Origin of the sequence: Mesorhizobium sp. PUT5 (assembly GCF_052216645.1) — a bacterium.
Lineage (GTDB): Bacteria > Pseudomonadota > Alphaproteobacteria > Rhizobiales > Rhizobiaceae > Mesorhizobium.
The window spans coordinates 3182424-3195782 of the sequence record NZ_JBQOSO010000003.1 but is presented as its reverse complement, the minus strand read 5'-3'; the positions used below and the strand labels follow the sequence as shown (position 1 = coordinate 3195782).

General features: G+C 68.2%; 12 protein-coding genes. 7 read left to right on the top strand and 5 right to left on the bottom strand.

The genetic code is table 11. The features are described 5' to 3' along the window. Positions 1-28: 28 nt before the first annotated feature. The 5 genes from hemP to ACTDI4_RS17020 form a co-directional block, all read right to left on the bottom strand. On the bottom strand, positions 29-223 hold the full coding sequence (gene hemP / locus ACTDI4_RS17040) for a hemin uptake protein HemP (protein ID WP_442842273.1): 195 nt from the start codon (positions 221-223) through the stop codon (positions 29-31). 131 nt (positions 224-354) lie between these two features. After that, a complete protein-coding gene (locus ACTDI4_RS17035; protein ID WP_442843386.1) occupies positions 355-708 on the bottom strand; it encodes a YbaN family protein in 354 nt (117 codons plus the stop codon). A gap of 43 nt (positions 709-751) precedes the next feature. After that, complete coding sequence (locus tag ACTDI4_RS17030; protein ID WP_442842272.1) at positions 752-1948, bottom strand: FAD-dependent oxidoreductase; 1197 nt, start codon at positions 1946-1948, stop codon at positions 752-754. A gap of 178 nt (positions 1949-2126) precedes the next feature. Then, complete coding sequence (locus ACTDI4_RS17025) at positions 2127-4385, bottom strand: TonB-dependent receptor family protein (protein WP_442842271.1); 2259 nt, start codon at positions 4383-4385, stop codon at positions 2127-2129. Between the two features lie 10 nt (positions 4386-4395). After that, positions 4396-4614, bottom strand: a complete 219-nt coding sequence (locus ACTDI4_RS17020) for a hypothetical protein (RefSeq protein WP_442842270.1) — start codon at positions 4612-4614, stop codon at positions 4396-4398. Here ACTDI4_RS17020 and ACTDI4_RS17015 point away from each other — a divergent pair. The 7 genes from ACTDI4_RS17015 (at position 4607) to ACTDI4_RS16985 (ending at position 13326) form a co-directional block, all read left to right on the top strand. Further along, the gene (locus ACTDI4_RS17015) at positions 4607-5629 is read left to right on the top strand and encodes an ABC transporter substrate-binding protein (RefSeq protein ID WP_442842269.1); all 1023 of its coding nucleotides are present in this window, start codon (positions 4607-4609) and stop codon (positions 5627-5629) included. The genes ACTDI4_RS17020 and ACTDI4_RS17015 overlap by 8 nt on opposite strands. 15 nt (positions 5630-5644) lie before the next feature. Next, complete coding sequence (locus ACTDI4_RS17010; RefSeq protein WP_442842268.1) at positions 5645-6454, top strand: ABC transporter permease; 810 nt, start codon at positions 5645-5647, stop codon at positions 6452-6454. Positions 6455-6456: 2 nt separating this feature from the next. Then, positions 6457-7212, top strand: coding sequence for an ABC transporter ATP-binding protein (locus ACTDI4_RS17005; protein ID WP_442842267.1), 756 nt, complete (start codon positions 6457-6459; stop codon positions 7210-7212). Further along, positions 7209-8426, top strand: coding sequence for an NnrS family protein (locus tag ACTDI4_RS17000; RefSeq protein ID WP_442842266.1), 1218 nt, complete (start codon positions 7209-7211; stop codon positions 8424-8426). The genes ACTDI4_RS17005 and ACTDI4_RS17000 overlap by 4 nt, the downstream gene beginning before the upstream one ends. A gap of 224 nt (positions 8427-8650) precedes the next feature. Continuing rightward, positions 8651-9634, top strand: a complete 984-nt coding sequence (locus ACTDI4_RS16995; RefSeq protein WP_442842265.1) for a LysR substrate-binding domain-containing protein — start codon at positions 8651-8653, stop codon at positions 9632-9634. Between the two features lie 2 nt (positions 9635-9636). Beyond that, on the top strand, positions 9637-11190 hold the full coding sequence (locus tag ACTDI4_RS16990) for a trimethylamine methyltransferase family protein (RefSeq protein ID WP_442843385.1): 1554 nt from the start codon (positions 9637-9639) through the stop codon (positions 11188-11190). A gap of 90 nt (positions 11191-11280) precedes the next feature. Then, positions 11281-13326 carry an oxidoreductase gene (locus ACTDI4_RS16985; protein ID WP_442843384.1) on the top strand — a complete coding sequence of 682 codons (2046 nt, stop codon included), beginning with the start codon at positions 11281-11283 and terminating at the stop codon, positions 13324-13326. The last annotated feature ends 33 nt before the right edge of the window (positions 13327-13359 follow it).

The following is a 13359-nucleotide window of genomic DNA, read 5'->3' as shown; positions in this document are numbered from 1 at the left end:
CGACGCTGCATCGCGTCGCCGGTCGCCCCTATTTGTTCAGGATCAGCTTGCCCTGGCGCGTCACCTTCAGCCGATAGATCGCGCCGTGGTGCTCGATGCCGATCTCGCGTTCGCCCCGGAAGATCGCGTCGCTGGAGACCGTCCTCGACGGGGTGCCGAGCGCCGGAAGCGCCTGCGTTTGCGCCCGGCGGAGATAGAAGGTGGCGGGGTTATGGCTGTTCATGCGCTCGTTCCTGTGCCGTGAGCTTCGATGCGTCTTATTTCTGGAGTAAAACTATCAAGTTTTGAAGAAATTGCAATGACCGGCATGCGTCGGAATGCGAATTCCGCATATGGGATGCCGCCGTGCCAGCTCTAGGACGGCCGCGTGAACACGTAGGCGAGCCCGCCGAGCATCAGCATGGCGACGGCGACCGCGAGAAGCGGGCCGGGGTCGCTGCCCAGCCAGAACAGCGCAAAGCCGACGGACGTGCCCGCAAGGGACATCAGCTTGGCCTTGCGCGGGATGGCGCCGCGCCGGCGCCAGTCGCGCAGGATAGGCCCGAAGCGCCGATGATCGAGCAGCCAGGTTTCGAGGCGCCGCGACGACCGGGCGAAGCAGGCCGCCGCCAGGATGAGAAAGGGCGTCGTGGGAAGGACGGGCAGGAACGCGCCGACGAAGCCGAGCGCGACCAGCAGCAGGCCGAGCACGAGATAGAGGCCGCGCAGGGCAGGCGACCCGCCGCCATCTCGGTGCCGGGTCACTTCGGTTTCACTCCCGAACGTTCTCGGGCCGGAAGCCCATGCCGATCAGCCGGCCGGCCAGGTGCGCCAGAAGCCGCGACCGGGCGATCGCGCGCATGAAGGCGGGCGGGCCGGAGGAGGGCTTGCCGGCCGCCGCCTTGCGTTTGCGGCGCATCATGAGCTGAATCCTTTGCGTCGCCCTTGTCGGAAAGCTCCTGCGCTTCTGCACCGCGCGCAGATGCGTCGTCGTCAGCTTTCCCTCGCGAAGCGGCGCGGCCAGGATGTTCGCGGCCGCGATGGCGTCCTGGATGGCGAGGTTCACGCCGACGCCGCCGATCGGCGACATGGCGTGCGCGGCGTCGCCGATGCAGAGCAGGCCCGGCTTCCACCACCGCTTCAGCCTGTCCATGCGCACCTTGAGCAGATGGACCTGATCCCAGTCGGCCAGTTCGCCGAAGCGTTCGGCGGGAAGCGGCGTGACGGAAGCGAGCTTTGCCCGCAGGGCGGCGAGGCCGTCCTGCTTGACCTGCCTGAAGCTGCCCCTGGCGATGACGTAGCCAAGCTGCCAGAAATCGCCCCGGTCGATCATGACCAGGCCCTGGTTCGGTCCTGCATGGCTCATCGGCTGCGCCGGATCGCCGGCATTGCGCGACAATTTCATCCAGAGGACGTCGACGGACGAACCCAGATCCTCGACCTCGAGCGCGGCCGCCGTCCGCAGTATGGAATCGCGGCCGTCCGCGCCCACCACAAGGCTCGCCTCCAGATCGTGCTCGCGGCCGTCCGCACTGCGGGCCGTTACACCGGTCACCACGCCGTCCCGCTCGATCAGGCCGGTTGCCTCGCGACCCATCTCCAGCCGGAGGTGGGGAAAGGCGCGGGCCTTGCCGGCGAGAAAATCGAGAAAATCCCATTGCGGCATGAAGGCGATATATTTGCAGCGCGTCGGCAGGCGCGAGAAGTCGGCGATCGTGGCCTGCCTGCCGCCGATCTCGGCATGGAGGGTCGGCGCCTTCTGGTGGGGAAGCGTCAGGAACTCGTCGAGGAAGCCGAGTTGGTCCATCGCTTCCAGCGTCGAGGGGTGGATGGTGTCGCCGCGAAAATCGCGCAGGAAATCCTCGTGCTTTTCGATCACGGTCGTCCTGATGCCGGCGCGGGCGAGCAGAAGCCCGAGCATCAGGCCGGCCGGGCCCGCTCCGACGATGCAGCAATCCTGTTTCGGCATGGCGTTCGCATTCTCCGGTTCTTGCGGATTGGCGTTCCGCAATCGTCAGCCGGGTAGCCGAAGCGTGCCTGGACGATCGGTGCAAGGGCCGGATCATGAGCCGGAAGAGGGGCGCGATCAATGGGACATAGTGGCCGACAGCCGAAGCACGCATCCGTTGCAAACCCGCTGTCCCGGCTCAGAACCTTGCCTTCACCCCCGCGAAGAAACCGCGGCCGTCGCCCGGCAGGAAGGCTGCCTGGTCGGGCCGCGCCTGATCGACGATCAGCGTTGACGAGGCATATTTCTCGTCGAAGACGTTGGTGATCTCGCCGAACAGGCTCACGCTGTCGTTCAGCCGGTATTGCGTGCGCAGGTCCACCACCGCATAGGGGTCGGCATAGAGCGTGTTCATGTTGTCGACCGGTGTCTTTTCCGGGCTCCAGCGCAGCGCGCTTTGGAGAGACCACGCCTCGCTGACGTCGTAGTTCACCAGCGCGCTGACGATGTGGCGCGGCGCTCCGGCCAGCCGGTTGTCGCCGCGCAGCGGGTCGTCGACGAAGCGGAAGTCCTGATAGGTGTAGGCGAGGCGCGCGCCGAGCGCGTCGGTGACCTGCGCCGACAGGCCGAGCTCGACGCCGAAATGCGTGGTCTTGTCGGCATTGATGGCGCCGAGCGAGCTGCCGGTTACGTCGCGCAAGCTCAGCAGCTCGTTGTCGATCCAGGAATAGTAGGTCACCGCGTCCCAGCCGAAGATGCCGTGGCCGCCGCGCCAGCCGGCCTCGACGGTGGTGGCCGTCTGCGCCTTCAGGTCGGGCGTGCGGAAGGCGTCGGCGGCAAGGGCGGGGCTGGGCGGCTGCGGCCGGCCGGGGCTGCTGTTGGGCGTGCCGTTGATCGTGGCCAGGAGGTCGTCATGCGTCGGCGGCTCGAAGCTGCGGCTGACGGCGGCGAAGAAGGTGTTCTCGGCATCCGGCCGGAAGGTCATGCCGAGGCTCGGGCTCCAGGCGCCGTAGGAGCGCTCGTAGCTGGTGTCGACCGTCGGCACCGCCCCGTCGGGAAGCCGCATCGTCGGGTTGCGCGGGTTGTAGGCCACCGTGGGCCGTGTCGGCCGGTCGTAGCGATCATCGTTGTCGCGGGTCGCATGGGCGTATGAGACCGCCGGCGACACCATCCACTGCTCGCCGAGCGGAATGTTGAAGCCGGCATGCAGCGACAGCGTGGTGGCGTCGAGGTCGCTCTTGCCGAACAGCGCGCCCTGTGCGCCCGCCTGGTTGATGTAGTTCTCGCGGTCGGCCGAGCCGACCGAATATTGTGCCGTGGTCTCGAACAGCGGCAGGGGCGCCGCCTCGTCCGGCTTGTAGGCATAGCGCAGCACGCCGGTGAAGTCGCCGCCCTTGGTGGTGCGCACGCCCGACGAGATCGGGAAGCGGAACATGTCGTCGGTGTAGGTGTAGCCCAGCACCACGTCGATCAGGTGCGCGTCGAACTCGGCCGTGGTGCGCGAGCCGATCAGGAACTGGCTGGCCTCGCGGCGCGGCCGGTCGCGCACCACGTTGGGGCCGGGGTTGACGGCGGTGCCGTCCGGCAGCACGGTCGGACCGGTATGGACCTGGCGGGGGTCGGCGTCGAGCTGGCTCTTGGTCAGCGGCCCGGCCACGTCGAAGCCCAGATCCGTATAGCCGGCGAAGATGCGCGTCTTGACCGTGTCGGAGATCTGGTAGCCGACATTGCCGCCGACGGAAGCGCGGTGGGAGGAATTGTAGTCGCGAAAACCGTCGCGGCGGCTGAAATCGGCCTGCAACAGGCCGTCGAACGCATCCTCCGCGAAGCCCATGCGGCCGGAAAGCCCCGCCTGACCGAAGGAGCCGCCGCTTGCCGTGCCGGAAAAGCCGGGCTGCTCGGCGCCGGTCGGCGAAACCAGGTTGATGGCGCCGCCCAGCACGGTGGCGCCGAGACGGTTGGCCATGTAGCCGCGATAGACCTCCACCGAGCTGGCCTGCTGCGGATCGGCGAAGCCGACGATGTAGGAACCGTCCGCGCGGTTGAGCGGCAGCCCGTCCTGCAGCATGAGGATGCCACGCTCGACGGGGTTCTGCTGCAGGCCGGAGCCGCGGATCTGGATGCGCGGCTGGTCGTTGCCGCCGAAGAAGTCCTGCACCACCACGCCCGGAACCGTCTGCAAGGCGCGCGAGACGGTGAGGTTTGCCGTCTCCGGCATATCCTTGGCCGTGACCAGCGCCACGCCGCCGGGAAGCGCGCCGAAGCGTTCCGCGATCGGCGCCGTCGTGCCGGCCTCGACGAATATGGTGTCCAGCAGCGTGGCGCCGGGCGTGGCCGACTGGGCAAGGCATTGCCCGCTCGTCCCGGCCATAAGCAGCGCTGCCGTCGCGGCCAGCAGGCCGGCCTTGCCGCCCTGCGCATGTCTCCCCGTCAGTCGTCTCCCCGCATGGTCGCCCATCGTCGTCCCCTCAACAAAAGCGGGCCTGCCAGCGGGTTGGCCGAATAAGCAAAAAAGTCGGGGCGGGTGCATTCCCCCTCGCCGCCGGCGCGAACCAGATCACGAAATTTGCCGCCGCTCTTTGCGATTTCGCAAAGTGGAGTAAAATGATCTTCTTTAAAGCACCCGACGCCGGGCAGACGGCATGGGCCGCTGCGCCGGGCTTCTTTCGGGAGATCGCCATGGCCAAGATTCCGTCCTCGCTTCACAGCACGTCGCTTCCTCGCCGCGCAGCGCTGATCGCCCTTGGCGCCGGCCTGGCCGCGCCGGCTCTTTCCCGGCTGGCCGGTCCGGCCCGCGCCGCGGCGCTGGAAGAACTGGTGCTGTTCGGCCCGCCGGCCGGGCCGTCCATCGTGCTGGCGCAGGCGGTGGCCTCCGGCGCGCTGGCGCCGCTTGCCGGCAAGGCCAGCTTCAAGGTCTGGCGCAATCCCGACGAGATGCGCGCCGGGCTCACCTCCGGCACCATGGGCGCGCTGGTGCTGCCGGTGCAGGTGGCCGCCAATCTCTACAATCGTGGCATGAAGCTGAAGCTGCTCAACATCATGACAAAAGGGCTGATCTACATCGTCTCGGCCGATGCCGGCATAGATGGTTTCCCGGCGCTGAAGGGCAGGAAGCTGGCGGTTCCCTTCCGCAACGACATGCCCGACCTCGTCGTCGGCCGGCTGCTTGCCCATTACGGCCTGGAGCCGGGGAGGGACATAGCCATCGAGACCACCGGCTCGCCCATAGAGGCCATGCAGATGCTGCTGGCCGGCCGCGTCGATGCGGTTCTGGCGCCCGAGCCCGCCTGCACGACGGCGGCGATGCTGGGCAAGCTGGGCGGCAAGGACATCAGGCGTGTCATCGACGTGCAGGCCGTGTGGGGCGAGGTGACCGGCAAGGAGCCGGTGCTGCCTCAGGCCGGCCTGGCGCTGACGGATGCGCTGACTGCCGCGGCCCCCGGCCTTGCCGACGGCCTTCAGGCCGTGCTGGAAGCCGCCGCCGCCAAGGTCAACGCGGACCCCGCCGCCGCTGCGGCCAGTGCCGCCTCCGCGCTCGACTTTCCAGAGCCTGTACTGGCCGCCTCCATCGCCACCTCCAACCTGGTGGCGATCCGCGCCGGCAAGGCGCGGCCGGCCATAGAGGCGATGCTGTCGACGCTCGCCGACCGCGATGCGGCCATCATCGGCGGGCGCCTGCCCGACGACGGCTTCTATCTGTAGGGCTTGGAGAGTCCGTTGCGCGGGGCGCTGGACAGGCTGGGCCGCACCGGGCGATTCCTGTGGTCGGCCTGGTCGGGGCTTGCCGCGCTCGGGCTGCTGGCGGCGCTGTGGCAGGTCGGCCACGAGGCCTATGGCGACTTCATCCTGCCGACGCCGCTCGCCACCCTGCAGGCCGCGCTGGATGCGCTTTCGCGGCCCGCGACCTGGGACATCGCGCTTCTGACCATCGGCCGCGCCCTCAAGGGCTTCGTCGCAGCCGGCCTCGCCGGCGGGGCGGTGGGGCTGGCGGCGGGCTACTCGCCGGCCACGCTTCGCCTTGCGCGGCCGCTGGTGACGGTGCTTCTGGGCGTGCCGCCGATCGCTTGGATCGTGCTGGCCATGATCTGGTTCGGCTCCACCGACGGCACCGTGGCCGTCACCATCCTGGTGGCGGCGTCGCCCGTGGTGTTCGTCGGCGTCGCCGAAGGGGTGATGTCGCGCGACCGCGGGCTCGACGCCATGGCGCGCGCCTTCGGCGCCGGCGGGTGGAAGCGGCTGACCACGCTGTCGCTGCGCCACGTGGCGGCGCACCTGTTCCCGGCGCTGGTGCTGGCGCTGGGTTCCGCCTTCAAGGTCGCCGTCATGGCCGAGCTTCTGGCCAATGTCGGGGGTATCGGCGGCGAACTGGCGAAGAGCCGCGCCAATCTCGACATCGCCGGCGCTCTCGCCTGGGTGCTGATCGCCGTCGCCGCGCTGATCGCGGTGGAATACGGCGTCGTCCATCCGGTGCGCGCCGAGTTCGAGCGCTGGCGTACCGCCGCCCAGCCCTGGGGCGTCAAGAGATGAATGTGGCGACGACCCCTCTGGAGCTTGCACGCGTCGGCCACGCCTATTTCGGCCGCACCGTGCTCGACCGCATCGATCTGGCCGTCGGTTCCTCGGAGGTGGTGGCGCTGGTCGGCCCTTCCGGCTGCGGCAAGTCCACGCTGGTCCATGTCGCGGCCGGCATCGTCGAGCCGCTGCGCGGCAGCGTGCGGCGCGGCTACGGCCGCCACGCCATGGTGTTTCAGGAACCGCGCCTGCTGCCCTGGGCGACGGCGCGCGACAACATCGCCTATCCGCTGCGCATCGCCGGCATGCGGCGCGGCGAGCGGCAGGCATGCGCCGAGGCCGCCGCCACCCGCGTGTCCTTCGACGCCGCCGATCTCGGCAAATATCCGGTGGAGCTTTCAGGCGGCATGCGCCAGCGGGTGGCCATCGCGCGCGCGCTCGCCGTGGAGCCGGACTTCCTGTTCTTCGACGAGCCGTTCACGGCGCTCGACGTGGCGCTGAAGCGGCGCATGCAGGACCTCGTCATCGAGGCCGCGCGCGCTGCGCGCTTCGCCGCCCTGTTCGTCACCCACGACCTGATCGAGGCGGCGCGCATCGCCCACCGCATCGTCGTGCTGGACGCCAACGGCAACGGCATCGCCGGCCAGCGCCCGCTGCCGGGCGAGCCGGGCCTGCGCGACGACCGCGCGGTGTTCGAGACGGTGCAGCGCTTCCTGCGCGAGGACCCGCTGTTTTGCCACATCCACGACGTCGACGAACGGAAGCTGGCATGACCGTCGCAGCAAGCGGTCCCGCGCGCTCCCTGCCGCTGGCGAAGATCCTCGGCGACGAGGGGTTCCGCCTGTTCTTCCCGCTCGGCGCGCTCTATGCAGCGCTTTGGCCGTTCCAGTGGGTGCTGGTGTTCGGCCTCAACCTGCCGCTGGCGCGCACCACGCCGCCGGCGCTCTGGCACGCGCATGAGATGATCTTCGGCGCCTTCGGCGCGGCCCTGATCGGCTTCATCACCACCGCTGTTCCCGAATGGACCGACACGCAAAGGCCGCAGGCAAGGTTCCTGTTCCCGATGGCGGCGCTGTGGGGCGGCGGCCGCCTCGTCGGCTTCCTTGGTGCAGATGTTCTGGGCATCGTGGGCGCGCTGTGCGACATTGCCTGGCCCTTGCTGCTCGTGGGCTATGTGGCGCGGGTCTCGCTGCAGAAGCGCACCGACAGCCTGCTCGCCTTCGTCTTGTGGATCGGCGCGCTCGCCGCCTGCGAGGTCGCCGCGCGCTACGGCATGCTTGCCGCAGACATAGAGCTGGCGCAGCGCATGCTGCATGCCGCCGGCTTCGTCTTCCTCGGCCTGCTCGGGCTGGCGCTGGCGCGCATCACGGTGGCCGTCACCAATCTGGTTCTGGACCCGACCGAGGCGACCTCGCCGTTCCGCCCGCATCCGGGCCGGCTCAACCTCGCGCCGGGCCTGGTCGCGCTGGCGATTGCCGGCGACCTTGCCGGCCTGTCGCCGGCGGCCGGCGGCTATCTGATGATCGCCGCCGGCGCCGCCTTCATGGACCGCGTCGGCGAGGCGTTCGTCGGCCGCGAGGCGCTGCGCACGGAGATCATGGTGCTTGCCGGTTCCAGCCTGCTGGCGGGCGCGGGCCTGATCCTGGTCGGGCTCGCCCGGCTCGGCGCGCCGCTGGCGGAGGTGGCGGGCCTGCATATGGCGCTGATGGGCGGCCTCGGCCTCGGCGTGCTCGCCGTCTTTTCGATCGCCGGCCTGCTGCACACCGGCCAGCCGCTTTCCTTCACGGGCGCTACCCGGCTTGCCGCGCTGCTGCTGGCGGCGGCGGTGGCGCTGCGCGTATTGCCCGATCTCGGCCTGCTGCCGCAAATTCCCGGGCCGGCCTATGCCGGTGCGGCGCTCCTGTGGGCGGCATCCTTCCTGCTGTGGCTGAAGACCTACTGGCCTGCGCTTTCGGACGCCGCCACGCTCGCTGCGCGCCGCTGCTGAGCGACCGGCCACCTCCGCGGGGAACATCCGCTCAGAGCGCCGCGGCTCGCGGGTGCAGGCATCGAGGCGGAAACGTCCTGGTGCAGGAAGCCGACGGTTGCACATCGACGGACAACAGGGGCTAATGGTCAACGTGAAACTCCTCGGCGATTGAGCTACAGGCAATCGACGCGAAGGAGTGGCATTTTCGATCGAGCCGCGGCGCGCGGCGTGGATGACACCAGATGGTCCGCCGTTTCTACAGCCTGCCCTCCCTGATCGCGCTCGCGGCTTTCGAAGCGGCAGCGCGCCACCTCAGCCTGACCAAGGCGGCGGAAGAACTCAACGTCACCCCCGGCGCCATCTCCAAGCAGGTTCGGATGCTGGAGGAGGAACTCGGCATTCCCCTGTTCCTGCGCCGGCACAGGGCGCTCGAACTCACGCGCGAAGGCGAAACGATGGCGGCTGCATTGCGCGACGGCTTCGAGCGAATGTCCTCGACCTTCCGCCAGATCAAATCGTTGGGCGGACAGGCCGTGGCGACCATAGGCAGCACCATGGCGATGGCGCATCTGTGGCTGATGCCGCGCATGGGCGCATTCTGGAACAGGCATCCGGAAATCGTCGTCGACCATGTGATCTCGGATCATCCCCGCGGTCTGGACCGGCCCGACGTGGACCTGCGGATTCGCTATGGCGACGGCGAGTGGCCGGACGAACTTTCGGCCAAGCTCTACGACGACCGTATCTTTCCCATTGCAAGTCCCGCCTTCGCCAAGGCGTATCCGGCAAAATCGGTGGCTGACCTTGCGCGGATGCAGCTCCTGTCGGTGGAAGGCATCGACTGGACCTGGACCACCTGGTCGGAGTTCCTGCGCGAGGTCGGCCATCCGGACCGGCATGTCAACGTGCGGCGCTTCAACAGCTACGTGATCGCGCTGCAGGCCGCGCGCAGCGGCCAGGGGGTGGCGCTGGGCTGGGAGAGCCTTGTCGCGCCGCTGATCGAGGCCGGCAACCTGGTGCGGGTGACGGATGCCGAGATCGCGGCCCCGCAGTCCTACTTCGTCACTTGGACCGCCCGCCGGCCGCTGAGCTTGCAGGCGCAACTGCTGAGGGACTGGTTGCTCTCCCTTGGATCGTTGAGTTCAGCTCAAGCGAGCCGGCTTCCTATTTCGCTTGAACAACCGGTCCGCAGGCGTTCTCCTAGAGCCAAGGGAGAGCTAGCATGAGCATGACGGATACAGTCGCGACACAGGAAGCATCGGTATCCCATCGTCGAGGCGGCGGCCGGGTCGGGCGCAGGGCTGCGCGGAGCGCGCCGGTCGCCTCCTTCCCGACGCTCGTGCGCAACATTCCCGCCTACGAGATCGTTCCCGACGAGGCCGTCGAACTGATCCACCAGGAATCGCTCGCCATCCTGGAAGAGGTGGGATGCGAATTCCGCGATGACGAAGCCATCGCGCTCTGGAAAAAGGCCGGGGCGGACGTTTCCGGTACCCGGGTGCGCCTTGAACGCGGTTTCCTGATGGACCTCGTGTCGAAAGTTCCTTCGGAGTTCACGCTCCATGCACGAAATCCCGAACGCTCGGTGCGGATCGGCGGCAAGAACTCCGTCTTCGTGCCGATGTACGGCGCGCCTTACGTGCGCGACCTCGACAACAACCGACGCTACGGCACGCTCGCCGACCTCCAGAATTTCCACAAGCTCGCCTACATGGCGCCGGCGCTGCATTCATCGAGTTCCATCATCTGCGAGCCGATGGAAATCCCGGTGCCCAAACGCCATCTCCACATCATCCACTCGGCGCTGAAGCATTCCGACAAGCCGTTCATGGGCATCGTCACGTCGAAGGACCGCGCCGAGGACACGATGGCGATGGCCGGCATCGTCTTCGGCGAGGATTTCGTCCGCGACAATCCGGTCCTGGTGTCGATCACCAACTGCAATTCACCGCTGGTGTGGGACGCCACCATGCTGGACGCCATGAAGGTCTATGCGCGCCACAACCAGCCGCTGATCCTGGCGCCGTTCGCCCTTTGCGGCGCCTCGACCTCGGCCTCTTCCGTCGGGGCGACCGCGCAGGTCAACGCGGAAGCGCTGGCAGGGGTCGCTTTCACGCAATTGCTGCGCCCGGGTTCGCCGCAGATCTACGGACAGTTCATGGTGACCGTCGACATGAAGACGGGCGCGCCCATGGGCGGCACGCCCGAGGCCGCGCAGATGATGTATCTGATGGGCGCTTTGGCGAGAAAGTACCGGCTGCCGTGGCGCACGTCGGGTTTCCATGTCGGCTCGAAGCTCAACGACGCCCAGGCGGGCTACGAGGCGAACATGCTGATGCACGCCGCCATCCTTTCCGGCGCCAACTACATCTGGCATTCGGCCGGGTGGCTGGAGGCGGGCCTCACCTGCGGCTATTCCAAATTCGCGACGGACTGCGAACAACTCGTCGGCTGGTACAAATATGCCGGCGGCGTGCCGTTCGACGATTTCAAGGACGCGATGGCGGCGATCCGCGAAGTGGGTCCGGCCGGCCATTTCCTGGGCACCCAGCATACGCTCGACCATTTCGAGTCGGCCTTCTTCATGCCCAGCATGATGGATTTCAACTCCTACGAACAGTGGAAGGCCGAGGGGGCGAAGGACCATGACATGCGCGGCCGCGAGAAGGCGCGCGCCATGCTCGCCGACTACGAGGAGCCAAGGCTCGACGAGGGCGTTGCCGACGGCCTCAAGCATTTCATCGCGCAGCGCGAGGAGAGCCTGGCGGATACCGTCATGTGAGCGGCGGTCCCATCATGGATGTAAATCGGCCGGTAGGATGATCAGGATGCAGTCTGTGCTCGATATCGGGGTGATGCGCGCATGAATTCCTTGCCCGGCACCGATCCTCTCCTTCAGCCCTTTCATCTGAAGCACCTTGTGCTGAAGAACCGGGTGATGTCGACCAGCCACGAGCCGGCCTATTCGGAAGACGGCATGCCGAAGGAGCGCTATCGGCTCTACCATGCCGAAAAGGCCAGAGGCGGCATGGCGCTGACCATGACGGCGGGGTCGGCCATCGTGTCGCGCGACAGCCCGGCCGCCTTCGGCAACCTGCATCTTTACGACGACGCCATCGTGCCGTGGCTTGCCGAACTGGCCGACGCCTGCCACGAGCACGACTGCAAGGTGATGATCCAGATCACCCATCTCGGCCGCCGCACCGGCTGGAACAAGGCCGACTGGCTGCCGGTGCTTTCGGCCTCGCCGGTGCGCGAGCCGGCGCATCGCGCCTTCCCCAAGACGGCGGAGGACTGGGACATCGAGCGCATCGTCGCCGACTATGCCGCCGCCGCGCAACGCTGCCAGGCGGCCGGCCTCGACGGCATCGAGTTCGAGGCCTACGGCCATCTGATGGACGGCTTCTGGTCGCCCGCCACCAACTATCGCGACGACGCGTTCGGCGGCCCGCTCGAAAACCGGCTGCGCTTCACGCACATGGTGCTGGACGCCGTGCGCGCGGCGGTCGGCGAACGCTTCGTCGTCGGCATCCGCATGGTGGCGGACGAGGATTTTGCCGCCGGCCTGTCGAAGCAGGAAGGCGTGGAGATCGCCCGGTTGCTGGCGCGGTCGGGCAAGGTTGATTTCCTCAACATCATCCGCGGCTCGATCGAGACCGATGCCGCGCTGACCAAGGTCATCCCCGTGACCGGCATGCGCGCCTCCCCGCATCTCGACTTCGCCGGCGAGGTGCGGGCGGCAACGAAGTTCCCGACCTTCCATGCCGCGCGCATCTCCGACGTCGCCACGGCGCGCCACGCCATCGCCAGCGGCAAGCTCGACATGGTGGGCATGACGCGCGCCCACATCGCCGACCCGCACATCGTGAAGAAGGTAATGGAGGGGCGCGAGCACGAGATCCGCCCCTGCGTCGGCGCCACCTATTGCCTCGACCGCATCTATGAGGGCGGCGAGGCGCTCTGCATCCACAACGCCGCCACCGGGCGCGAGGCGTCGATCCCGCACGTCATCGGCAGGAGCGGCGGGCCGGCGAAGAACCTGGTCGTGGTCGGCGCCGGCCCGGCCGGGCTGGAGATGGCGCGGGTGGCGGCCGAGCGCGGCCATCGGGTCTCGGTGCTGGAAGCCTCCGGCCACGCCGGCGGACAGGTGCGGCTGGCGGTCCAGAACCCGCGCCGCAGGGAGCTGATCGGCATCGTCGACTGGCGTCTGGCCGAACTCGACCGGCTGGGCGTCATGATCCGCTACGACAGTTGGGCGGAGAAGGACGACGTGCTGGCGCTCGCCCCCGACGTGGTGGTGGTGGCCAGCGGCGGCGTGCCGCAGAACCCGCCGCTGGAGACCGGCGGCGACCTCGTCACTTCGAGCTGGGACATCATGTCGGGCGCGGCGAAGCCCGGCGAGACGGTGCTGCTCTACGACGACAATGGCGGCCATCAGGGCATGGGCGCGGCAGAGCTGATCGCCAATGCCGGATCGCGGCTGGAACTGGTCTCGCCCGAGCGTTTTTTCGCGCCCGAAATGGGCGGCATGAACCATGTGCCCTATATGCGGTCTTTCCACGAGAAGGGCGTCACCGTCACCATCAACACGCGGCTGGCGGCGGTGCGGCGCGAGGGCAACCGGCTGGTCGCCGCGCTGGGCTCGGACTTCGCCGAAGGCTGGCGGGCGGAGCGCCGCGTCGACCAGGTGGTGGTGGAGCACGGCACCCTGCCGCTGGACGACCTTTACCTGGCGCTGAAGCCGCTGTCGCGCAATGGCGGCGCCGTCGACTACGAAAGGTTGGTGGCCGGCGGCGACATCTTCCCGCTGCGCAACCCGGAAGGCGGCTTCCTGTTGCTGCGCATCGGCGATGCCGTGGCCTCGCGCAATATCCACGCCGCCATCTATGACGGCATCAGGTTCGGCATGAGGATCTGAGCCTGGAAGATATCGACGGCGATCGACGGGAAC